Raw genomic sequence first — 23,772 nt, forward strand, 5'->3', positions numbered from 1 at the left:
GGTCGAGAACTTGATAATCTTGGCGTCATGACTGACTTAAGCGATCCTACCGCCGCCGCCCGCGCCGCGGCCACGACCATCAACTCCAAAGCCGGCATCGAGGCCCATGACATTGCTCTCGTTCTCGGCTCGGGATGGGGCGGGGCAGCGGAGCTCCTCGGCGAGACGATCAGCGAGATCTCCGCCGCCGAGGTCCCCGGCTTCCACGCTCCAGCCGTCGAAGGCCACGGAGCCACCCTGCGCACGATCCGGATCAAAGCCAGCGGAAAGCACGCCCTCGTCCTGGGTTCACGCACCCACTACTACGAAGGCAAGGGTGTGCGCGCCGTGGCCCACGGTGTCCGCACCGCCGCTGCCGCCGGCTGCGCCAACCTCGTCCTGACCAACGGCTGCGGCGGACTCAACCGCAAGTGGGCCGCCGGCACCCCGGTGCTCATCTCCGACCACATCAACCTCACCGGCACCTCCCCCATCGAAGGTGCGAATTTCGTTGACCTCACCGATCTGTACTCCCCGCGCATGCGAGCCATCGCAAAGGAGATCGACCCCAGCCTCGACGAAGGCGTCTACGCCCAGTTCCGCGGACCCCACTACGAAACCCCCGCCGAGGTGCACATGGCCGGAGTCCTCGGCGCCGACCTCGTCGGAATGTCGACCTCTTTGGAGGCTATCGCCGCACGTCAGGCCGGTCTGGAACTCATGGGCATCTCTCTGGTCACGAACCTGGCCGCCGGCATTCAGGAGACCCCGCTGTCCCATGCCGAGGTCATCGAAGCCGGAGTCGCGGCCGCCCCACGCATCTCCGGACTGCTCGCCGACATCGTCGCCAAGCTCTGAGCGAGCCCGCACACTCTGAGCAGCTGCTGCCCCGAAGACACACCGGCATCACTCGCCCGCCCAACCGCATCCCTCTCGCCGACAACACCGGACAAGGACAGACATGACCCGAGTAGCCGATCGCTTCACCAACGGATTCGATGCCGACGTCGTCGAGGCATGGATCGCCGACGACCCCGACCAGCAGACAGCAACCACCCTGCGCACTATCCTCGCCGCCGCGACGACCGGTGACGAAACGGCTCTGGCCGACCTCGAAGATCGCTTCGCCGGCCCCCTGACCTTCGGCACCGCGGGTCTTCGCGGAGAGATCGCGGCCGGACCGAACCGTATGAACCGCGCCGTCGTCATCCGCGCTGCGGCCGGGCTCTCCCGATTCTTGCTGGACACCGTCGGTGAGGGCTTCACAGTCGTCATCGGCTGCGATGCCCGCTACCGGTCTTCCGACTTCGCAGCCGACACCGCCGCCGTCGTCACCGCAGCGGGAGGGACAGCCATCCAACTGCCCGATCAGCTGCCCACTCCGCTGCTCGCCTTCGCCCTGTCCCACCTGCAGGCCGATGCCGGTGTCATGGTCACCGCCAGCCACAATCCGCCTGCTGACAATGGCTACAAGGTCTACCTGGGCCAGCGTCCGCTGCTGGCGATCGAGACCAATCCGTCCGCCGCCCAGGCTGGTGCCGGCGCCCAGATCGTCAGCCCGGCCGATGCCCTCATCGCCGAACGGATCGCCGCGGTCGAATCGGTCGCCTCGGTCCCGCGTGCCGAGTCCGGTTGGGAACACCTCGATCACTCAATCGTCGAGACCTACCTGGCTCGCATCGAGGCACTGGGGGTGAGAGCAGAGTCCGAGCTGTCAATCGTACTCACCTCACTCCACGGTGTCGGCGCCTCCGTCGCCGAGGCGGCTCTGACCCGCACCGGCTTCACCGATGTGCACCCGGTGCCCTCGCAGCAGGCTCCGGATCCGGACTTCCCGACGGTCTCGTTCCCCAACCCCGAGGAGGTCGGGGCCCTCGACGAATCCTATGCGCTGGCCCGCGAGGTCGGTGCCGAACTCGTCATCGCCAACGACCCCGATGCCGACCGGTTCTCCGCGGCCATTCCGGATGCCTCGACTGCGTCCGGGTACCGGCAGCTGTCCGGTGACGAGGTGGGTCTGCTGCTGGGCGAGGATGCCGCGGTCCGGTTGGCTGCCGGGACACATCATGCGGCACAGCTCGGATCCTCGCCCGGCGCCTTGGATTCGGTCGAAACCGAGGCACCGGACGTCACTGGCGGGGGTGCGGAATCACCTGCTCTGGTGTTTGCGAACTCGATCGTGTCCTCTCGAGGGCTGGCCTCAGCTGCCGCCAGCCATGGCTTCGCTGCGGCGAACACGCTCACCGGTTTCAAATGGATCTCCCGCGTCACCGGCCTCGTCTTCGGCTACGAGGAGGCGCTGGGATACTGCGTCGACCCGTCTGCAGTGCGCGACAAGGATGGAATCTCCGCGGCCGTAACCTTCGCAGCACTGGTCTCGAGGCTGAAGGAGCACGGGTCGAGCATCGAGGCAGAACTCGATCGGATCCGGAAGCGCGACGGCTTCTTCGCCACCGCCCCGCTGAGCTTTCGCCTCGACGATGTCTCTCTCATCACTACGGCTATGGCGAAGCTGCGGGAGAATCCGCCGGTGTCCCTGGCTGGGTCTCCCGTCGTCGAAATCCACGACCTCTCAGCCGGTTACGGAGAAATACCTCCCACCGACGGGATCCTGCTGCTCTCGGAGTCGAACTCCCGAGTCATCATCCGGCCTTCGGGCACGGAGCCAAAGCTCAAGTGCTACCTCGAGGTCGTCGCCGAACCCTCCGAGCTGGAGGCCTCGATCCACGCCGACACCCGGGCCGCGGTCAGTGCAGGAATGCGGCTGCCGGCCACCTCGGCGAGTGCTTCCCTCGCACCGGCCCTGACGGAGCGTCTGACCTCTATAAACACCGAGCTCAAGGCCTTCTTCGGCCTCTGATCCGATACCTGGCCCGGATGTTGGTACAAATTCTGATCATGGTGAGTGCCTCGAGGATTGGGCGCATCTCCAGTGGCTTGGAAGCGACGGCACCTGACCAGTCAGGACTGCCGCGGCTCCTGTGAGGTTGAGCGCAATGACGACCAGCGCCAATTCAGAAGATGGTTCGAACCTGCCTGATACACGGTGGAAGCAGCGCAGTCATATCTTTGTCACTGAGGCAGATGGAGCCAACCGGGTGCTTGTGCAGTGAACTCGCCACGCCCGAGGCAGTGACCGGCTCCGGCGGGAACCGCGCCGAGGATGGTGGCAATAGCGGACAGCGCAGAGTGATTGTCACGGTCGACCATCGGCGCAGGCTCGGGCCACGAGCCGATGATGATGCCGGTGACCGGAATCTGCCTGCTCCTGAGCGCTTCGGCGGTCAGAGCGGTGTGGTTGAGGGTGCCCAGGCGCGAGCGGGCGACGATGACGGCACCGATGGAGTCTCTGTCGGCCGATAGGCAGGCGACGATGTCGGCGGCCGTGTGGCCTCCGAAGTCGACGAGCGCTCCCCCTGAGCCTTCGATGAGGACGTGGTCAGCACTGGTGCGTTCGGCAACTGTGCGGATGAGCTCTGCATGCTCGGCTGCGCTGGGCAGGATCGGGACTGCGCCGGTAGTATACGAGACAGATCCGGCCGATTCCACACGGGCAGCCGGAAGCGGAGCCATCGGCAGACGCAACGTGATATTCGTAAACGTATGGATTCCGGTCAGCCGGGCGACGATCTGAGCGTCGGATTCGGCGACGACATCGCTGTAGTCGGCTTCAAGCTGCTCACGCTGAGGGTCCTCAGGGTCGATGTGCCCCGTCTGGATCGGCTTGCACATGACCACCCGCCGCCCGGCCGCTGTCAGCGTCGCGGCCAGAGCCGCGGTAGCGATAGTCTTGCCGACACCGGTGTCGGTTCCCGTGACGAGCAGGAAACGCGGAATCACTCTGCTGCCGTCGAAACGCAGGCGTCGGTGATCGACCGGATCCGCTCACAGGCATGGGCCAGCTCATCGGAGCTCAGACCAGCACGCGCGGTCGGCCGCACGCGCGTGATCCCGTCAGGGACGGATGGTGGGCGGAAGCAGCCGACTAGGATCCCCTCCTTGCGCAGCAGAGCGCGGGCTCGCACTCCGGATTCTGGAGTCGGCATCGGCACTGAGAGCACCGCGCCGGCAGGAATCGGCACCTCAAGCGCAGTTGCAAGTTGGGCACGCGAACCTTCCATCGATGCCACCCTGTCGCGAGTGATGAGGCCAAGCGCTGCATGGGCCGCTGCCGCGTTGGCCGGGGCGAGCCCGGTGTCGAAGATAAAGGAGCGGGCAGTGTTGACGGCGGCATCGCGGATGAGCTTGGAACCCAGCAGCGCTCCTCCTTGAGAGCCGAGCGACTTCGACAGGGTCGCAGTGACGACGAGCCGGTCACGGTGTTCGATCAGGCCTGCGGCGGCGCCCATTCCGCTGTGTGCCTCGACACCGGCCACGCCGATCCCGTGGGCCTCGTCAACGAGCAGCAGAGCATCGTAGCGGGCGCAGTGTTGAAGCAGTCGCGGCAGATCGGCTGCGTCGCCCAGGACGGAGTAGACCGATTCGACGATCACGAGCGCCTCCGCCTGCTCACGATAGGCCAAGGCGGCTTCGACGGCGCTCGGATCGTTGTGGGCAACGACGGTCAACGAGGCCTTCGTCAGGCGACAGGCGTCGATAAGTGAAGCGTGATTATGGGCGTCGGAGACGATGAGTGTGTCCGGCCCGGCTAAGGTCGTGACGGCGGCGATGTTGGCCAGATATCCGCTGGAGAACGTCACACATTCCGGGTGGCGCAGCCGTTCGGCCAGCGCGGCTTCCAAACGATGATGGGCGGGTGTGGTTCCGGTGACAAGCCGCGAGGCCCTGGCTGAGGTGCCATAGCGTTCGATCGCCTCGATCGCCGCCGCGCGCACGATCGGATGTTGCGACAGGCCCAGGTAATCGTTGGAGGCGAGGTCAAGTCCGTTGAGCACCAGATCATTGCGGTCCAGATCGGCGGACCGTCGCCATTCGGCTGCAGCGGCAAGGCGGGAGGCAATGACATTCACTGCAGCTCTCCTTCGGAGTGCGCCGCGGCGGCTGCGACCATCGCTGCTGTGATCGTCTCCATCGTCTCCGGCGTCGAAATGTAGGGCGGCATCGTGTAGATGTGCTGCCGAAAGGGCCGCAGCCACACGCCATGCTCTGCGGCGATGCGCGTGGTGAGTCCGACATCGACCGGGCGATCGAGTTCGATGACTCCGATGCCACCGGTCACACGCGCCTCGGTGACGTGCGTCAGCTGTCGCGCCGGGGCAAGACCGGATTCGAGAGCCGGAGAGATGCGGGCGATGGCTGGCTCCCACGCGCTCGTGTCATCGGCGAAGAGCAGCCCGACCGAGGCGGTGGCTGCCGCGCAGGCCAGCGGATTGGCCATGAAGGTCGGTCCGTGCATGAGCGCCCGGTGGGAGGAGGCGGTGATGACCTCGGCTATCGGGCCGCTGCACATGAGCGCTGCCAGCGTAAGATAGCCGCCGGTCAGCGCTTTGCCCAGGCACATGACATCCGGGGTGATGCCGGCCGACCGGCAGGCGAAATCGGCGCCGGTGCGTCCGAATCCGGTGGCGATCTCATCGGCGATGAGCACGGCGTCGATCTCGTTGGCCAGTCGCCGGAGCGCCCACAAGGCGGCTGGGTGATAGGGGCGCATGCCGCCAGCGCCCTGAAAGAGAGGTTCAACGATGATACCAGCGAGTTCGGACCCATGCGCGTCGACGAGGTTCTCAGCCAGGACTACCCATGCATCGACTTCGGCGGTGGAAGCCTCCGGCAGCGGAGGACGCGGCAGGAACAGCTGAGAGGCCAGCAGCCCGGCGAAATCGGCGTGCATCCCGCCGACCGGATCGCACACGCTCATCGCTCCGCTCGTGTCACCGTGATAGGCGCCTTCGAGGGCGAGGAAGCGTCCGCGGTCACGTCCGCGAGCCTGTTGATACTGGATGGCGAGCTTGAGCGCGACTTCGACCGAGACCGAGCCTGAGTCGGCCAGGTAGACATGGTCGAGTCCGGCAGGTGTGACCGCGACGAGACGCTCGGCCAGGTCGACGGCCGGCCCGTGAGTCAGACCGCCGAACATGACATGCGAGAACGAGCGAACTTGGGCTGTCAGTGCCGCGTCCATGACCGGGTGGCGGTAGCCGTGGACAACCGCCCACCACGAGCTCATTCCGTCCAGGAGCCGATGCGTCGTGCCGGACGCATCACACAGTTCCACATGGGGACCGGCTGCACCGGTGACTGAAAAATGCGCGCCAGAATCGAGCGGACCATAGGGATGCCACAGGAGACCAGCATCCCTCTCCAGGGTACTCTGGGGGCCTGATCGTGCCGACTCAGGCATTGGGAGAAACCTCTGTGCCAGCACCGCGGCGACGGATCGTCGGAATCGTCACGCCCGAGTTGCCTGCCTCGTAACCGACAGGCGCCAGTGGTTTGCCGCACGGCAGTGTGCCAGCTGAGACTGGTACCGATGCAGCCTCGCTCGATGCGCCGGTGCCGGCAGCGAACGCACCTTCGCCGTTCGCGTGGCCGGGTGCTTCGCTGTCGAAGGCAGCGTGATGGGCTGCCCGGTGGGCCTTGAGCTCGTCACGCAGCTGCTGGGCACTCTCGGTGCCGACAATCTCGAACCCGCCATCGACGATCATGTCGAGATCCTCTTCGGCAGCCTGGCCCTCCGAAGTGAGGTAGTCGCCGAGGAACAGGGAATTGGCCACATTCAGCGACAGCGACTGCAGCGAACGCAGGTGCATTTCGCGGCCGCCGGCGATGCGCAGTTCGCGATCCGGGCACAGGAAGCGCACAGCGCACAGAATCCTCACACAGTGCTGCGGGGTCAACGTGTTGGTGCCCTCCAAAGGAGTGCCGTCGAAAGGGATGAGGAAGTTGACCGGGATCGAGTCGGAGTCGACAGCCTTGAGCGATTCGATCGCCTCGATGATCTGGTCGTTCGTCTCGCCCAAGCCGACGAGGAGTCCCGAGCATGGGGAGAGGCCGGCGCCGCGAGCCCTGTCGACGGTGTCGACCCGGTCGGCGAAGGTGTGCGTCGAGCAGATGTCGGCGTAGTGGGACTCAGCGGTGTTGAGGTTGTGGTTATAAGCATCGACTCCGGCCTCTTTGAGGCGCTGCGCCTGGCCATCCTTGAGGAATCCGAGACAAGCGCAGACCTCGACGTCGGGAGTGGCAGATTTGATTTCCTCAACCATTCCCGAGACGCGCTCGACATCCCGGTTCGACGGACCGCGGCCGGAAGCCACGAGACAGACGCGCGAGGCACCTCCGGCCAGGCCGAATTCCGCCTGGCGCTTGGCCTCTTCCTTGGGCAGCCAGGAATACTTGAGGATCTCCGCTTCGGAGCCTAGGCGCTGCGAACAATAGCTGCAGTCCTCCGGGCACAGCCCGGACTTGAGGTTGACGAGGTAGTTGACCTTGATGCGCTTGCCGAAGTGCTCGCGCCGCAGCCGGGCTGCGGCTGCGACGAGGTCGAGCAGATCCTCATTCGGGGACGACAGGATCGCGCGGGCATCGGAGGCAGTGGCCGGGGTGCCGGAGAGCACACTCTCGGCGAGTGACAAGTAGTTAACCATAATCCAATTATTGAACACTGTTCAGGAGAGAGCAAAATCGAGCTCTCCGGACGCAGCCGCATCCGCCACCTCCAGACGTCCTCCACCTTCGGAATGATCAATGGCCGGAAGAACGGCTTACAATGACACTTGAGCGCTTCGACGGACTCGTCACTTTCATCCCCTGGCTACGTGGCAGCACTCGACCCGGCACCCAGGTGAGCAAAGCGCCACTCGGCTCACCTCCGGTGGTGATAGTCTCCATCCGCCTGATGGCGTGGCAGCTCGGAGTGGGCGGCTCCCTGATGCGAACTGAAGATCTGGTTGACTTCGCCAGTCATATACCAACCGATCACCTCACAGCAGCAGGATCCTGACCAGGGTCTCCCGATCGTGATCCTCTCGAAGCCGGAAGAGGCTGGTGCCCTGGATGAGTCGTATGAGCTGGCCCGAGAGGTCGGTGCCGAACTCATCATCGCCAACGACCCGGATGTCGACAGGTTCTCCGCAGCTATCTCGGATTCTGCACTCGCGGCCGACTACAGTCAGCTATCCGGCGACGAGGCGGGCCCTCTGCTGGGCGAGGACATCACGAGCAGGCAGACCGGAGCTCCGGACGGCAGTGTCTTTACGAACTCCATCGTGTCCTCGCGTGGTCTCGCCGCTGCCGCACGTGCTCACGACATCCGTGCCTTCAACCCTCTCACTGGTTTCAAATGGATCTCCCGCGTTCCCGGCCTGCCCTTCGGCTTTGAAGAAGCCTTGAGCTACTGCGTGGATCCGACCGTCGTCCGCGACAAGGACGGTAATTTCTCCACCGCACCCCCTGAGCTTCCGCCTCGAGGACGTCTCACTCATCATCGAAGCGATGACCCGTCTGTGAGAGAATCCGCCGACCACGCTGACCGGTTCATCTGTCGTCGATCACCGGCGATCGCCTGACCGATTCGGACATCCCTCAGGTCGCTTCCCTGACTACTTCCGCAGCAGTTCGGCAGCCTTTTCACCGATGACGACCGTCGGCGCATGAGTATGGCCGCGAATGATCTCCGGCATCACGGACGCGTCAGCAACGCGAAGCCCACTGACCCCCCGAACCCGCAGCTGCGGGTCGACGACCGATGACGTGTCGGTGCCCATCCTGGCTGTCGAAGTCGGGTGATAGAGCGTATGCGAGGTACCCTCGAGTGCGGCGGAGAGCCGCTCTTCAGCAGGAAGGCGTTCAGCACCGAGCGGCGCTATGTAGCGGCCGCTGGTGACAGCGGAGATCGACGGGGAGGCGATGATGTCGCTGACTATGCCCAGAGCCCGCAGCATCGTCGCCCGATCAGCACCTTCGGGATCGGAGAGGTACCCCGCATCGATGATGACCTTGTCGCCAGGATCGGCTGAAGCCAAGGTGATGCTGCCTCGGCTCTGTGGCTGCAGAAGAACCGGGCCGAGAGAAACTCCGTGGCTAGGGATCCCATTGAGCCCCTCCTGCACGTATGCGACCGGTGCGAAGATCACTTCGATGTCCGGAAGGGCCAGAGACTCTTTCGAACGTACGAATCCATATGCCTCAGCAACGTTCGATGTCAGCATCCCCTTACGCCGAACGAGGTAGTTGAGGACACTGCGGAGCTTTGTCGCGTCCTTGAGAGTACCGCTTTCAACCTCGAGGCAGAACAGACTCGAGAGATGATCTCGCATGTTCTTCCCCACCTCGGGAGCATCAACGAGGACCGGAATTCCGTGTGAATTCAGCTGTGCGGGGTCCCCGATACCGGAGAGCATAAGCAGCTGGGGGGTATTGACAGCACCAGCGCTGAGGACGACTTCGCGCCTGGCCTTCGTTTCGAAGCGCGCTCCATCGACCACATAGGAGACTCCAGTGGCGCTGTGCCCGTCAAAGAGCACCTTCTCAACCAATGCCTCGGTGCGCACCGTAAGGTTCGCCCGTCCCTTGGCTGGCTTCAAGTATGCCTGTGAAGTGTTGTGGCGAGCCCCTCTGAGCTGGGTCACCTGAGCCTGTGTGAAGCCTTCGGGCCGCGCAGAATTCGCTTCCTCGATTCGATAACCTGCCTCGGCCGCGGCGTTGAGGAAGGTTCGAGTCAGAGGTCGAGGGGCAATTTGAGCGGTGACGCTGATATCGGTGGCTTCGAAGGTCGGTGCCAATGCTTCCCACCCCCACGCAGGTCCGGCCAATGCGGCCCAGTTCTCATAATCAGCAGCGTACCCTGGCACCCACATCATTGCGTTGAGCGAAGAAGAACCGCCGAGTACTTTTCCACGCGGCCAGTACACAGTGCGGCCGTCCAGACCTGGTTGCGGAGTTGTCTCGTAGTTCCAATCGACAGAAGACTTGAACAGCTGGGAGAACGCGGCCGGGATCGAGATTTTGGAGTCCGTGTCCGCTGGGCCGGCTTCAAGCAGCAGCACCGAGACATCGGGGTCTTCGGACAGGCGCGAGGCGATGACGGCTCCGGACGAACCGGCGCCGACGACGATGTAATCAAATTGATCAGTCATAGGTGATGCTCCTTTGTGCACAGTGCACGATGACGGTCTGGAAAGTGTTCAGGCTTGGAATGCGTGGAAGAATATGCTGGGCAGCTTTGCCCAGCTGGGGCTGGCGGCGAATTCAGTCAGAGCCCGGCCAGTGCGGGCTGCGCTGCGTGCTGTGACGAACCACGGTGGTTTGGGAAACAGTGAGAACTCCCCACCGAGGACTGACCGGGGGAAGGGGCGGAACGGCCCGGAGACAACGGTCCGCTCGGTCTGCGGGATGAGCAGCATGTTGTGCACGACGCCGATCCCGCTCTGCACGTCTTTCAGCGAGTGCCCGGGGAAGGCGCCCCACGTGGCCTTGGGAGTGAGGAAAGCCAGGCCGGTCCACACATTGATTCCGATCGACCCGTAGCGCAGCCGTTCGATCTCGGCGTCGAATCGTGATCCCAACGCTTTGTGTGTGCCGGGGGCGATGATGACGTTCGCCCCCAGGGTGCCAGCGAGCCTGTCGTTGGCATAGTCAACAGCCGAACGGAGGAAAGCTGCGCTGTTTTCGCTCCGATGCTCGGCAGTGCTGTTTCCGGCAGAGATGATTTTGATGCCGAGAACCGCAGCGAAGTATTCGGTGGTTTCCACATCGGCAGGCTGATCAGAATCGATTGTGACCAGAAGTCGCTGCCCGTGGGAAAAGGACTCGACGTTCTCATGATCAGCCGCCGCCTGGTGCAGTCTGTTCTGGCTGCCTGCGTACCACGGAGTTCGCGAGTCGATGCGCTCCAGCGCATCTTTGAGCGCATGAAGGAACTCGTCACGTTGGCTCCAGTGCGCGTCGATGATGATTGTCTGAGCGGCGATGCAATTGTGGCCGGCATTGTGCAACCGCATAGTGGCGATGTTCTCCGCCTGGAATCTCAGGTCCGCTTTCGACCATGCGCCGGGCACAACGATGATAGGAGAGACTCCGCCGAGTTCGCTGGTGATGGGTTTGCCAAGGACCGGCGCATCGGAATGGTCGCTGCCGTGTTCGCCCCAGACGATTCGGTCATGGGTGGTGATGCTGCCGGTGATATGCACATGAGAGATGTCGGGATGTTCGCTCAGGTACTGACCGACCTCGGCGCCGCCTTGGACGATCCTCAGAAGATCGGCGTCGATAAGAGGGCCCAGCGCTTCCCGGTACACCGACAGGAGCGGCGCCAAGGAGGGGTTGATCTTGAGGAGACTGGCTCGATTGTGAGCGATGAGTTCCGTCAGCACATCCAAGGGCCCGATCGAGGTGATGTTGCCAGCTCCGAGGACGAGGCTGATCCCACCGGCCCTGCCGAGTTGCCTGGCTCCCAGCCCGGCGCCCGTACGCACTTCCTCGGCAGTGACACCAGGTAGGGTCCACACCCTCGCGGAGAAACCGTGGAACAGGACCGACTCGAGAAGATCGGCTGGCAGCACCTTCCAGGTCAGTCTGCCTCCGGCTGTCTTCGCCGGTTCGATCCCGTCCACCGGAGAGCTGCCGGCTGCCAACCGTCGCAGGCTCGCAGCGGCGGAAGAGAATCCAGCCAGAGCAGCGTACGGGCCGGACATCCATTCCTCACCGACCAGCTGAGACTCGGGGTCCACCCCTTTGATATCCGCAGCCGTACGAGTCCACCGAGTCACATTCCGGGCGATCGACTCATGTGTGCGTTCGAGCAGGCGTGAGCGTTGGGCCAACGACATGTCCGCCCAGGCCCGCACTCCTGAACCCAATGAGGTGATCGCGTCGTCCAGACGAACGGTATCCAAGGGATAGGCGGGCGCGCCGAGCCTCGCATGCGGCTGCGCAATATTGCCGGTAGTCATGTTCTCTGCTCCTCGTTGAGCCAGTTCGCTCGCAGGTTCCATCCTGCTCTGGCCGCTTCATTGCCTTCAGTGATGCCAGCATATCCACGACCGGTCGTCTTCCCCTATGGGCGGCGACCTAGACCTTGAGCGAAACCATTGTGCCTGCGCACAAGCAACAGTCACCCTGGCTTGATGAACCTCAACGGTGAGCAGAGCGGCTCCAGTCCAGCATCAGTCGGCACTCACCCTGCCTCGAGGCTGGATATCGACTGCCTTGCTCGCCTGATCGCCGATGACATCATCACCGGAGACCAAGCTTACGCAGAGAAGCACATCCCGATCGAGATTCTGGTCGACCTCATCACACCGAACATCCATTCCCTCCTCAACTATTTGGAAGGTGGGACTCTCGATCTCGGTCCTGCCTACAACACGGGACGGGTCAAGGCCGAACACGGGATGGAGCTGTCGGGTGTCCTCCATGCCTATCGCTTGGCCGGTTTGAGGTTGTGGCGGGAGCTGGCGATGACCCCGGATAGCGAGTACAGCGGCAAGGACGTGTTCCCTCTGGGCGCCGAATTGTGGACGGCTCTCGACGATCTCTCCACAGCTGCGGCCGAAGCTCACCGAGAGGCCACCGGGGCGCGTGAGCGCTGGGCCGAACAGTCTCGCATCGCCGCCGTCATCGACTTGCTCTCATCGACCGTGACATCCGAACGCCGAAATACCGCAGCCCACCTGCTGCAACTTGACGATCACTCGCGCTTCTTCGTCATGCTGACCGATGCACAGGCTTCGGGCATCGAGGTCCTGGGCGCGTGCACACATTGGGCTGAGATCGATGGTGGCCGAGTGTGTCTTTTGGCTCTACGCGACAGAACGGAGTTTCTCTCCACGACCAGTGGCGCCAGAGCAGGATTCAGCGAGGAATTCCATTGCCTCGATGATGCGGCCGAGGCCGCGCGTCAAGCTCGCATCGCGCTGAAGTGCCTGAATGATCGGGCCGAAGGCATTTATCACTTCGGACAATCTCCGACGGATACCCTCATCTGCTCCCAACCATCACAAGCCCGACAGTTGGTCAGACGAACCTTTGCCGAGTTGCGCACCCAGCCACAACCGAATCGTGACATGCTCCTCGACACGTTCGAAGCGTGGGTCGAAAGTGGCGGCTCGCTCTCCAGAGCCAGCGAGGCTCTTTACTGCCACCGCAATACCGTGAACTATCGGCTGCGCAAATTCGAGACCTTGGCTTCTCGGTCGATTTCCGACCCTGCAGATCTGACAGCGCTGACCACCGCCTTGCGAACCATCCGCCTTTTGGATTGGCCAGAGTCTGCCTGAGGCTGCCCGGGACGCCAAGATCTGCCTGAGACCGTGTCCCGCAATTGGACGTAGCCTCACGCGTCGTATCTGAGCTCAGTCGCTCAGCTCCGCGAGGATTCCAGCCGATCCCGACAGCCCCAGACGAGACGCTCCTGCGGTAATCATCTCTTCTGCAGCTTCCACGGTGCGAATTCCGCCTGAGGCCTTGACACCGAGGCGATCGCCCACGGCTTCGCGCATGAGCGAGACGGCATGTGCGCTGGCTCCGCCTGCGGGGTGGAAACCGGTCGAGGTCTTGACGAAACCTGCATCTGCAGCCTCGGCGCGGCGGCAGGCTTCGACGATCTGTTCATCGTTCAAAGCTGCGGTCTCGAGGATGACCTTGACCAGGGCGTTGCCGCTGGCCGCGACGACGCCACGAATGTCAGCCTCGACTGCGTCGAAGTCACCGGCAATGACCTGACCGACGTTGATGACCATGTCGACTTCGTTCGCACCGTCGGAGACTGCACGGGCAGCCTCGGCGGCCTTGATCTCTGGCTTGACCTGTCCGCTGGGGAAACCGACGACCGTGGCGACGACGAGATCGCCGGAATCGGAGACGGGAAGCATCGACGGGGATACGCAGATCGCGAGCACACCAAGGTCCTTCGCCTCTGACACGAGTGCTTCCACATCTGCAGGCGTGGCTTCGGGCTTGAGCAGCGTGTGGTCGATGATCGCTGCGACTTCGGCTCTGCTGGTCATGTGGTTGTCCTCCAAGGTGAATGGTGCGGTGTGATTCGTACTGCGTGAGTTGGTACTGCGGTGATGCAATGCGCGTGACGGCGACTCAGGTGATCGTCTCAAGCACGATCGACGCGGAGACCGCGCTGAGGTCGCCTCCGATCTCGACGGCATCCTCGAGAGATTCGATCGCTCGGGCGAAGCGTTCTGGAGTCGCCGTGTGCAGGGTCATCAGCGGTTGGCCTTCGGCAACGGTGTCGCCAGGCTTGGCGTGGAGTTCGATGCCGGCCACGTCCTGGACCGGGTCCTCCTTGCGTGTTCGTCCGGCACCCAGGCGCCAGGAGGCGACTCCCACGGACAATGCATCGAGCCGACTGAGGACGCCGGACGCAGGCGCCGTGATGACTTCGGTGTGCTCGGCGACGGGCAGAGCGGCGTCGGGGTCACCGTTCTGGGCCCGGATCATCTTCTTCCACACGTCCATGGCCCGGCCGTCACCCAAGGCGGCACGCACATCGACGTCGGTCTTCCCTGCCAGACGCAGCATCTCCTCGGCCAGGGCGACGGTGAGATCCACGACGTCGGAGGGGCCGCCGCCGGCGAGGACCTCGACAGACTCGCGGACCTCGAGGGCGTTGCCGACTGTGAGCCCCAGCGGGGTGGACATGTCGGTCAGCAGCGCCGAGGTCCTGACCCCGGCCGCCTTGCCCAGGTCGACCATGGTCCGAGCCAACTTCTGGGCCTTGGCCAGGTCCTTCATGAATGCGCCGGATCCGACCTTGACGTCGAGGACAAGTCCTTCGGTGCCTTCCGCGATCTTCTTCGACATGATCGATGAGGCGATGAGTGGAATGCAGTCGACCGTCGAGGTGGTGTCGCGCAGTGCATAGAGCTTCTTGTCCGCAGGAGCTAAGCCGGAGCCTGCGGCGCAGATGACCGCGCCGAGGTCCTCGAGCTGGTCGAGGATGGCCTCATTGCTCAGACCCGCCTGCCAGCCCGGAATGGACTCGAGCTTGTCCAGGGTCCCCCCGGTGTGGCCCAAACCGCGACCCGAGAGCTGTGGGACGGCGACGTCGAAGACCGCGACCAGCGGGGCCAGAGGCAGGGTGATCTTGTCCCCGACTCCCCCTGTCGAGTGCTTATCCGAGGTCGGGCGGGACAGGGATGAGAAGTCCATCCACTCGCCCGAGGCGATCATCGCCTGCGTCCAGTCCGCGATCTCACCAGGTTCCATGTCATTGATGAAGATCGCCATGGCCAGTGCGGCCATCTGCTCATCGGCGACGACACCGCGGGTATAGGCATCGATCACCCAGTCGATCTGCTCTCTGCTCAGGGTACGGCCATCGCGTTTGGCGGCGATGACGTCGACGGCATCGAATGCCTCTACGCTCACAGTGTCAGTCCTTCGTTCTTCGAGTGTGGCCGACGACCCGGCCACTGGGGTGACCGATGTGGCGGCCACTGGGGTGACCGTTCTGGTGGTCACCATTGATCGCCGAGGTGGCGCTGGGATCGCGGGGCCACCTCGGCGATATCGGGGTCAGTGCTTGGCGGAGCCTGCGCCCGGCGCATCACCGCTCAGATGATCTGGTCCGAAGGCATCGGGCAGCACAACTGACATAGGAGCCCTGCCGCTGGGCATGTTGAGCATCATCTCGGTGCCGCCGTGTTCGAACAGGAGCTGCCGGCAGCGTCCGCACGGGGCCAGGGTCGCTCCCGCACCATCGACGCAGTCGAATGCCACGATCCGGCCTCCGCCGGACATGAACAGATCGGAGACGAGTGAGCATTCTGCACACAGCGTCACCCCGAACGAGGCATTCTCAATATTGGCGCCGCTGACGATTCGACCGTCATCGACCAGTGCGGCCGCGCCCACGGGATAGGACGAATACGGAACGTATGCGCAGCGCATCGCTCTCATCGCCTCATCTCGCAGCAGCGACCAGGTGTCCTCGCTCAGGTCGTCGACCGAAACGGGGGTGGGTTCCACGCTCCACACGTGTTCAGAGGCTTCGACATCTGTGGAAGTCATAGGGGATACCTCTCTCTTAGGGTTGGACTATTTCACGTACGGCACGCCTTCGGCCGCCGGTGGGCGAACCCGGCCGACGAAACCGGCGACGGCGAGAACCGTGACGATGTAGGGAAGCATGAGCAGCAGCTCGTTGGCCACCGGAGTTCCGATGGACTGCAGAGTGTTGCCCAAGCTCTTGGAGAAGCCGAACAGCAGGGCAGCAAGCAGGGCACCCTTCGGGTTCCACTTGCCCAGGATCATCGCCGCAAGGGCGATGTATCCCTGTCCGGCCGACATCTCTTTGCCGAATGCCAGGCCCGATCCGACGGTGAAGAAGGCACCGCCGAGGCCTGCGATGGCACCGGCCATGAGGGTATTGCGCACGCGGGTGAAGTTGACCTTGATGCCCACTGTGTCGGCTGCCTTCGGGTGTTCGCCCACGGCCCGCATCCGCAGCCCCCACTTTGAGCGGAACACGAAGATCTGGAGGGCGATGACGACGACGTACATGATGTAGACGAGGATGTTCTGGTCGAAGAGCACCCGTCCCAGGATGGGGATGTCCGAGAGCAGCGGGATCGGCAGGTTAGGCAGCTGCTTCCGGGAGTTCCACAGGCCCGGGTTCTGTGTGAGGACCGTCGAGTAGAGGAAGCTGGTGACTCCGACGACCAGGACGTTGAGCACGACGCCGATGATGATCTGGTTGACCCAGTACTTCACCGCGAAGAAGGTGAGAACCACAGCCACCAGCGCGCCGGCGATCGGGGCTGCCAGGAGACCCGCATAGGGGTTCTTGACCACTGAGGCGACGACTGCGGCAAGGAAGGCACCGGCCAGCAGCTGACCTTCGATGGCGATGTTGATGATGCCGGAGCGTTCGCCGACGAGCCCGCACATGGCGCCGAAGATCAGCGGCACGGACAGTGCCAGGGCGCCAGCCAGCAGCGTGGTCAGGGGGATCACGCCGCCGCTGCCGCCGCCTGCCCAGGCAAGGAAGGACACGACGAAGAGGATGCCGAAGACCATCGGGAACCATCCGGCCAGGGTGATCCGCTTCAGGGCGAGGTAGATCGAGGCTGCGGCCATGACCACGAGGATGAGCGAAAGGACCAGTCCGGCTACGGTCGAGGACACGACGACATCCGGAATGGCGAAGAGGTCTCCGCCGGTCGCGATCCGGAATGTCGTCTCTCCGTCACGGCCGATGAGGCCGAAGAAGATGAGCGAGACGAGGGCCAGGATCGAGTAGGTGATCGGGAACTTCCACGCGATCGGGGTCAGTGCCTTGAATTGTGCCGAGGACTTCGCTGCCGGTGTCGCAGCGGCGGTGTTCTGAGCGCTCATGTCAGGCCTCCTTCCGCTTGAGCACCGGTGTGGGCAACCGGAAGATCGACCTCACGAGTGGTGGGGCCGCGATGAGCAGGACGATGACGGACTGCACGACGAGAACGATGTCGATCGGCGTCCCGGTCTGGGACTGCATGAGGTAGCCGCCGGCCTTGAATGCGCCGAACAGGAGACCTGCCAGGAACGTCCCCAAGGGTTTGGACCGTCCCAGCAGGGCCACGGTGATGGCGTCGAAGCCGATCGACCCGCTGATTCCGCCGGTGAGTTTGAATTCCGTGCCGAGTACCTGAGCCGCTCCGCCGAGTCCGGCGAGTGCGCCGGCAACGATCATCACGAGGATCGTCACCTTCGACACGGAGATACCTGCGGTTCGCGCCGCGTGCGGGTTGGCACCGACAGCCTTGAACTCGAAGCCGATGGTGGACCGTTCGAGCAGCCACCACACGAAGATCGTTGCCAGGATGGCGATGATGAAGCCGAAGTGCAGACGGAAGGGTGGCGGCAGCAGCAGGAACATCTGCGACGAATCGTCAAGCGTCCGCGACTGCGGGTTCGCCGAATCGGTGTGGGTGAACCAACTCTGCTTGAGCAGGTAGCCCAACAGGTAGCCGGCGATGGAGTTGAGCATGATCGTCACGATCACCTCGTTGGCTCCGGTGCGTGCCTTGAGCACACCCGCGATGCCGGCCCAGATCGCACCGCCGATCATGCCGCCGATGGCTGCGATGAGCATATGCACGACGGGTGGCAGGTGGAGGGCATAGCCGAGGTAACCGGCGATGGTGGCACCGAGGATGACCTGGCCCTGACCGCCGATGTTGAACAGTCCCGAGCGGAAGGCCAGGGCGATGCCCAGGCCGGTGAGGATGAGCGGGGTGCCGCTGACCAGGGATTCGGTCAGGGGCCTGATGGCGCGCTCGGTGGTGCGGGCATCCCAGTCGAAGATCGCACCGCGAAACAGTGCGGAGTAGGCGTCGCCGACGGTGGAGAACAGGGTTGAGAAGAAGACCCCGGGGGCTGCGAAGATGTTCATCGCCGCTTCGACGACTTCGGCGTTGGACACGGCGATGAGGACACCACCGACGAGAAGGGCGACGACGATGGCCAGCACCGAAACCAACCAGGAACCGGATAGGATTTCTTGCAGCAGATTCGGTTCTTTGTCCGGCTGGGCTTCGGCGCTCGGAGGCGGGGTCGCCGACGGTGCCGCCGGGGAGATATCGGTTGTCATTTCGTCTCCTCCGCCGAGGTGGTGGCGCAGTTGTCATCGGATGCCGCGGTGGCGGCGTCGCTCTTCTCAGGTGCCGCGGTGGCGGCGAGAGCTTCATCGGCAGGGACGCCTGCCATCATCAGGCCCAGGGCTTCACGCGAGGTGTCGGCACCGACGATGCCGACGATGCGGCCCGAGTACATGACCGCGATCCGATCGGCGAGTCCGTAGACCTCGTCGAGTTCCGTCGAGACGATGAGGCAGGGTGTGCCGGCATCGCGTTCGGCGATGACACGTTTGTGAACGAATTCGATCGAGCCGACGTCGAGGCCGCGGGTGGGCTGGCTGGCGATGAAGAGGCGCAGGTCGCGGCCGAGCTCACGGGAGAGGACGACCTTCTGCTGGTTGCCTCCCGACAGAGTCGCAATCGGGTCGACGACGCTGCCGAGGCGGATGTCGAACTCCTCGACCTTCTTCTTCGCCTCGTCGTTGATGACAGCGGACTTGAGATTGAGGCCCTTGGCATACGGAGGACGGTCGTAGACGTCGAGGATCATGTTCTCGCGGATCGTGAACTCGGCGATGATGCCGTCGGTGGACCGATCTTCAGGAACGAACCCGATGCCGGAACCCAGACGGTCCTTGACGGACTTGCCGACGAGGTCCTTCCCATCGAGAGTGATCGAACCCAACCTGGGGTCGGTCAACCCGATGATCGTTTCGGCCAACTCCGTCTGACCATTGCCCTGGACGCCGGCGACGGCGAGGATCTCACCACGGCGGACGTCGAAGCTGACATCGTCGACGACGACGTTCTCGGCCTTGTCGACGACGGTCAGGCCGCGGACCTGGAAGGTGGCGTCACCGGGATCGGCGTCATCCTTCTCCGTCGTCAGGGATACGTGACGGCCGACCATCTGGCTGGCCAGCTCCGCCTCGGTGGAATCAGGGGAGGCCTCACCGACGATCTTGCCGCGGCGGATGACGGTGATGGAGTCCGCGATCGCCCGGACCTCACGCAGTTTGTGGGTGATGAACACGATCGAGGTGCCCTGCTCCTTGAGCTGGCGCATGATCGAGATGAGCTCGTCGGTCTCCTGCGGGGTGAGCACCGCGGTGGGCTCATCGAGGATGAGGATCTTCGCGTTGCGCGACAGTGCCTTGATGATCTCCACGCGCTGCTGGGCACCGACCGGGAGGTCCTCGATGAGGGCGTCGGGGTCGATGTTGAAGTTGAAGCGGGCAGAGATCTCCCTGACCTTCTTCCGTGCCTCGGCGAGGTCGATGAGTCCCATGGACTTCGTCGGCTCATAGCCCAACGCCACCGACTCGGCGACGGTGAACACGGGCACAAGCATGAAGTGCTGATGGACCATGCCGATCCCGGCAGCCACAGCATCACCAGGACCGGCGAAGGTCACAGGCTTGTCGTCGAGGAGGATCTCTCCCCCGTCGGCGTCGTAGAGTCCATAGAGGACGTTCATCATGGTGGATTTTCCGGCGCCGTTCTCACCCAACAGGGCGTGGACTTCGCCCGGTTCGATGGTGAGATCGATGTGGTCGTTGGCCACGAACGATCCGAACACCTTAGTCATCCCGCGAAGCTCGAGTTTCACTGCTTCCGGTACTCCTCACAAATTCGAAAACTGCAGGGCCGAAAGGACTCGGCCCTGCAGTTTAACCTATTCGCCTATTTGGGCGTGCTCTCAGATTCCACGGTCAGCGATCCGTCGATGATCTGCTTCTTGAGCTCTTCGACCTTCTTCTTCACGTCCTCAGGAACTTTGTCATCGAAGTCGTGGAAAGGAGCCAGTCCAACGCCTTCGTTCTCCAGCGTGCCGACATAGGGCTCGGAGCTGAACTTGCCGTCCTTGTCCTCGGCTATGGTGTCCTCGACCGCATTGGCGATCTGCTTGACTACCGAGGTGAGGATGATGTCACCGTATTCTGTTGACTTGTAGCCGTCGGAGTCGACCCAGATGATCTTCACGTCTTTGGCGTCTTTTGCAGCAGAAGCTGCGCCGAGGCCGACAGGACCCGCCACAGGCATGATGATATCCGCCCCTTGGGAGATGAGCTGCTTGGTCAGCTCCTGTCCTTGGCTCTGATTGTCGAAGTCACCGGAGAACGATCCGTCCTGCTTCTCCTTGTTCCAGCCGAGGAGCTTGACGTTCTTCTTGTTCTCTTCGTTGAATTTCTTGACACCGTCAGCGAATCCGTCCATGAAGATGGTCACCGAGGGGATCTGGATGCCGCCGAAGGTGCCGACCTTGCCGGACTCGGACGTAGCCGCAGCCACATAGCCAGCGAGGTAAGCGGCCTCAGCGGTGTTGAATACGAGGGGTTTGGCATTGTCCAGCGTCACCGGCTTGCCGTCTGCATCGGAGAAGGTTGAGTCGATAAGAGCGAAGTTGAGGTCAGTGTTGGCTTCAGCTGCTTCTTGGATATTGTCTTCCAATTTGAAACCAACGCCGATTGTCATGTTGCAACCCTGCTGAACCATCGTGTCAACATTCGGCTGATAGTCGGCGTCAGATGTCGATTCGACTTCGCTGGTCTGAATCCCCAGGTTGTCTTTCGCAGCGTCCAACCCATCTTTGCTCGATTGGTTGAACGATTGGTCGTCCCAGCCTCCGGCATCCGAAACCAAACAGCCGAGGTAATCATCCGCGCTATCCGACCCTTCGCCGGATCCGCAGGCGGAGAGAACGAGGGCAGATGCGGCGACAATCGACACCGCAGATACGAGCTTCTTCACGTTTACTCTTTTCTCAAGTTGCTCACGTCCAGCACTGGCGTCGATCGGGCGCAGAGTCCTCCGCCGAAATTGTGAAACCACTGGATGATCACTCATATTTCAATGAATTTTCCGTCAGTCTAATTCACCTCAGACCCAGAACAGGGTCCGCTAGCATCCGAATCGTCGACACCGATATGAAAACGCAACATAACTTCATGTTGACGTCAGCCCACCCCGACACTCGACCGCGGCGGACACCAGCTTCTGCTCCGGTCCCCGGCTGCCCGCTCGTTACCCGCGCATGCTGGTCCCAGGACCCTTGTGCACTAAACTGGAAGGCGATATGGCACATCTTCTCGGGGCTGAAGCCCTGCACCTCGAATACCCCACCCGCATCGTCTTCGACTCCGTCACGCTCGGCGTCGACGCCGGAGACATGATCGGCATCGTCGGCCGCAACGGCGACGGCAAGTCCAGCCTGCTGGGCATGCTCGCCGGCACCATCGAACCCGATTCCGGCCGCGTGACCTACCGCGGCGGAATGCGCCTGGGCATGCTCAGCCAACGTGACACCATGGACTCCGACGCGACCGTCGGCTATTCCGTCGTCGGCGACATGGACGACCACGAATGGGCCCGCGACGCCAAAGCCCGCGACATCATCTCCGGTCTCATCGCCGACCTGGATTGGAACGCCACAGTCGGCAGCCTCTCCGGAGGCCAGCGCCGACGAGTGGCTCTGGCGGCACTGCTCATCGGAGACTGGGACCTGCTAATCCTCGACGAGCCCACCAACCACCTCGACGTCGACGGCATCTCGTGGCTGGCCAAGCACATCAAGAACCGCTGGTCGAAGAACTCCGGTGCTCTGCTGCTGGTGACTCACGACCGGTGGTTTCTCGACGAGGTCTGCAACAAGACGTGGGAAGTCCACGACCAGATCGTCGAACCCTTCGAAGGCGGATACGCCGCCTATGTTCTCCAACGCGTCGAACGCGACCGAATCGCTGCCGCAACCGAACAGAAGCGCCAGAACCTCATGCGCAAGGAACTGGCATGGCTGCGCCGGGGTGCTCCCGCCCGGACTTCGAAGCCGAAGTTCCGAATCGAGGCGGCAAACCAGCTCATCGCCGATGTCCCGGAGGTGCGCAACCCGATCGAACTGAAGAAGATGGCGACAGCCCGACTCGGCAAGGACGTCGTCGACCTCCTCGATGTGTCACTGAGCTTCGGGGAACAGCAGATCCTCGACAATGTCACCTGGCGCATCGGTCCCGGCGAGCGCACCGGAATCCTCGGCCCCAACGGTGCCGGCAAGTCGACCCTGCTCAGCCTCATCTCCGGTGAGCTCGAACCGGATGAAGGCAGAGTCAAACGCGGGAAGACTGTGAAGGTCGGAGTCCTCGACCAGCAGTTCAAGGAGCTCGACGCCATCGCCGGACAGAAGGTCCGCGAGGTTCTGTCGGAGTCGAAGACGAGCTTCAACATCGAAGGCAAGGACTACACTCCGGCACAGCTGCTGGAGCGCCTCGGCTTCGCCAAAGAGCACCTCTCGGCCCGCGTCAAGGAACTCTCCGGAGGGCAGAAGCGCCGCCTGCAGCTGTTGCTGCTGCTCATGTCCGAGCCCAATGTCATCATCCTCGATGAGCCGACCAACGACGTCGACTCCGATATGTTGGCGGCGATGGAGGACCTTCTGGACTCCTGGCCGGCCACCCTCATCGTGGTCTCTCACGATAGGTACCTGCTCGAACGCGTCACCGATCAGCAGTACGCGATCCTCGATCATGGTCTGCGGCACGTGCCCGGAGGCGTCGACGAGTATCTTCAGCTGCGCGCCGAGAGTGCGAAGTCCGGTAAGTCAGGGAAGTCTGGTAACTCTGCGAAGTCTGGCGCGGCTGGGAAATCCGGCGGGAATTCGTCGAACTCCGGCTCTGGCAACGCCGCCTCGTCAGCCGACACCGGGGCAGAAGCGCTCTCCGGGTCCGAGGCGCGGGCAGCGAAGAAAGAGGTCTCCTCGATCGAACGCCGCATGGAGAAGCTGAGCAAGCGAATTGCTCGGGCCCATGACGAGATGGCCGACCACGACCAGACCGACTTCGAGGGCCTACAGAAACTCACCGCATCTCTGCAGGAGCTCAAGGACGAAATGACCGGGCTGGAAGAGCGCTGGCTCGAAGCCTCCGAGGCTCTGGACGCCTGATCGTCAACGAAGAAGTCTGCTGATCGTCAACGAGGAGGTTCTCTGATGGTCGACACCGACCGAATGCGTGCACTGCTAGACGCCGAAGAGTCCGACACCAGAAGACTCATCGCCTCACTGTCGTCGGACATCAAGGATCTCTCCGCTGCCCGCGAGGGTGACAACAGCGACGATGAGCACGACCCGGAGGGTGCGACGCTTGCCTTCGAACGGTCACAGGCAGACACTCTGCTGCGGCAGTCGAAGGAACGTCTGACCGACATCGCCGAGGCGGTGGCCAGGCTTGAGGACGGCACCTTCGGAATCTGCGTCAGCTGCGGGAAGCCCATTCCCGACGTGCGTCTCGAGGTCCGTCCGTACGCTCAGACCTGCGTCGCCTGCGCAAGCTGA

19 protein-coding genes are annotated in these 23,772 nt (G+C 63.1%); 6 read left to right on the plus strand and 13 right to left on the minus strand.

The window, feature by feature from the left end:
- Positions 1–27: 27 nt before the first annotated feature.
- Positions 28–837, plus strand: coding sequence for a purine-nucleoside phosphorylase (locus INT40_RS06900; RefSeq protein WP_193095793.1), 810 nt, complete (start codon positions 28–30; stop codon positions 835–837).
- A 103-nt stretch (positions 838–940) separates the two neighbouring features.
- The gene (locus INT40_RS06905) at positions 941–2,839 is read left to right on the plus strand and encodes a phospho-sugar mutase (RefSeq protein WP_193095794.1); all 1,899 of its coding nucleotides are present in this window, start codon (positions 941–943) and stop codon (positions 2,837–2,839) included.
- 212 nt (positions 2,840–3,051) lie between these two features.
- Here the strand turns inward: INT40_RS06905 and bioD are convergent, their stop codons facing one another.
- Genes bioD through bioB form a run of 4 tightly spaced genes read right to left on the minus strand, consistent with a single transcriptional unit; the run spans position 3,052 to position 7,526 of the window.
- Positions 3,052–3,819 (minus strand): dethiobiotin synthase, encoded by a 768-nt coding sequence (bioD, locus tag INT40_RS06910; protein WP_319021956.1) that lies wholly within the window; start codon positions 3,817–3,819, stop codon positions 3,052–3,054.
- Positions 3,816–4,949 (minus strand): 8-amino-7-oxononanoate synthase, encoded by a 1,134-nt coding sequence (locus INT40_RS06915; RefSeq protein WP_193095795.1) that lies wholly within the window; start codon positions 4,947–4,949, stop codon positions 3,816–3,818. Before INT40_RS06915 ends, bioD begins: the two co-directional genes overlap by 4 nt.
- Positions 4,946–6,280, minus strand: a complete 1,335-nt coding sequence (gene bioA / locus INT40_RS06920) for an adenosylmethionine--8-amino-7-oxononanoate transaminase (RefSeq protein ID WP_193071456.1) — start codon at positions 6,278–6,280, stop codon at positions 4,946–4,948. Before bioA ends, INT40_RS06915 begins: the two co-directional genes overlap by 4 nt.
- The gene (gene bioB / locus INT40_RS06925; RefSeq protein ID WP_374701029.1) at positions 6,273–7,526 is read right to left on the minus strand and encodes a biotin synthase BioB; all 1,254 of its coding nucleotides are present in this window, start codon (positions 7,524–7,526) and stop codon (positions 6,273–6,275) included. The genes bioA and bioB overlap by 8 nt, the downstream gene beginning before the upstream one ends.
- Positions 7,527–7,826: 300 nt before the next feature.
- Here bioB and INT40_RS06930 point away from each other — a divergent pair, with 300 nt between their 5' ends.
- The gene (locus INT40_RS06930) at positions 7,827–8,444 is read left to right on the plus strand and encodes a hypothetical protein (RefSeq protein ID WP_226830898.1); all 618 of its coding nucleotides are present in this window, start codon (positions 7,827–7,829) and stop codon (positions 8,442–8,444) included.
- A 33-nt stretch (positions 8,445–8,477) separates the two neighbouring features.
- Here the strand turns inward: INT40_RS06930 and INT40_RS06935 are convergent, their stop codons facing one another.
- Together INT40_RS06935 and INT40_RS06940 are read right to left on the minus strand one after the other, a co-directional pair.
- Positions 8,478–10,013 (minus strand): GMC family oxidoreductase, encoded by a 1,536-nt coding sequence (locus tag INT40_RS06935; RefSeq protein WP_193071455.1) that lies wholly within the window; start codon positions 10,011–10,013, stop codon positions 8,478–8,480.
- A gap of 48 nt (positions 10,014–10,061) precedes the next feature.
- Positions 10,062–11,828, minus strand: a complete 1,767-nt coding sequence (locus INT40_RS06940) for an aldehyde dehydrogenase family protein (RefSeq protein ID WP_101573129.1) — start codon at positions 11,826–11,828, stop codon at positions 10,062–10,064.
- Positions 11,829–12,002: 174 nt separating this feature from the next.
- On the opposite strand from INT40_RS06940, the gene INT40_RS06945 reads away from it, so the two are divergent.
- Complete coding sequence (locus tag INT40_RS06945) at positions 12,003–13,154, plus strand: PucR family transcriptional regulator (RefSeq protein WP_101573071.1); 1,152 nt, start codon at positions 12,003–12,005, stop codon at positions 13,152–13,154.
- A gap of 75 nt (positions 13,155–13,229) precedes the next feature.
- Here INT40_RS06945 and deoC read toward each other — a convergent pair whose 3' ends face one another.
- The 7 genes from deoC to INT40_RS06980 all read right to left on the minus strand — a co-directional run bounded on the left by deoC (position 13,230) and on the right by INT40_RS06980 (position 21,197).
- Entirely contained in the window at positions 13,230–13,883 is a 654-nt protein-coding gene (gene deoC, locus INT40_RS06950; RefSeq protein ID WP_101573072.1) for a deoxyribose-phosphate aldolase, read from the minus strand.
- A gap of 85 nt (positions 13,884–13,968) precedes the next feature.
- Complete coding sequence (locus INT40_RS06955) at positions 13,969–15,258, minus strand: thymidine phosphorylase (RefSeq protein WP_193095796.1); 1,290 nt, start codon at positions 15,256–15,258, stop codon at positions 13,969–13,971.
- A 147-nt stretch (positions 15,259–15,405) separates the two neighbouring features.
- The gene (locus INT40_RS06960) at positions 15,406–15,900 is read right to left on the minus strand and encodes a cytidine deaminase (RefSeq protein ID WP_101573074.1); all 495 of its coding nucleotides are present in this window, start codon (positions 15,898–15,900) and stop codon (positions 15,406–15,408) included.
- Between the two features lie 27 nt (positions 15,901–15,927).
- Positions 15,928–17,226 carry an ABC transporter permease gene (locus INT40_RS06965; RefSeq protein ID WP_193095797.1) on the minus strand — a complete coding sequence of 433 codons (1,299 nt, stop codon included), beginning with the start codon at positions 17,224–17,226 and terminating at the stop codon, positions 15,928–15,930.
- 1 nt (position 17,227) lies between these two features.
- The gene (locus INT40_RS06970) at positions 17,228–18,460 is read right to left on the minus strand and encodes an ABC transporter permease (protein WP_101573078.1); all 1,233 of its coding nucleotides are present in this window, start codon (positions 18,458–18,460) and stop codon (positions 17,228–17,230) included.
- The gene (locus INT40_RS06975) at positions 18,457–20,055 is read right to left on the minus strand and encodes an ABC transporter ATP-binding protein (RefSeq protein WP_101573081.1); all 1,599 of its coding nucleotides are present in this window, start codon (positions 20,053–20,055) and stop codon (positions 18,457–18,459) included. The genes INT40_RS06970 and INT40_RS06975 overlap by 4 nt, the downstream gene beginning before the upstream one ends.
- Before the next feature lie 74 nt (positions 20,056–20,129).
- Complete coding sequence (locus INT40_RS06980; RefSeq protein WP_257930183.1) at positions 20,130–21,197, minus strand: BMP family lipoprotein; 1,068 nt, start codon at positions 21,195–21,197, stop codon at positions 20,130–20,132.
- A 325-nt stretch (positions 21,198–21,522) separates the two neighbouring features.
- Here INT40_RS06980 and INT40_RS06985 point away from each other — a divergent pair, with 325 nt between their 5' ends.
- Complete coding sequence (locus INT40_RS06985) at positions 21,523–23,382, plus strand: ABC-F family ATP-binding cassette domain-containing protein (RefSeq protein WP_101573085.1); 1,860 nt, start codon at positions 21,523–21,525, stop codon at positions 23,380–23,382.
- A 45-nt stretch (positions 23,383–23,427) separates the two neighbouring features.
- Positions 23,428–23,772: a TraR/DksA family transcriptional regulator gene (locus INT40_RS06990; protein WP_101573087.1), complete on the plus strand. Its 345-nt coding sequence runs from the start codon at positions 23,428–23,430 to the stop codon at positions 23,770–23,772.

Source organism: Brevibacterium sp. FME17 (assembly GCF_014897515.1).
Classification (GTDB): Bacteria; Actinomycetota; Actinomycetes; order Actinomycetales; family Brevibacteriaceae; genus Brevibacterium.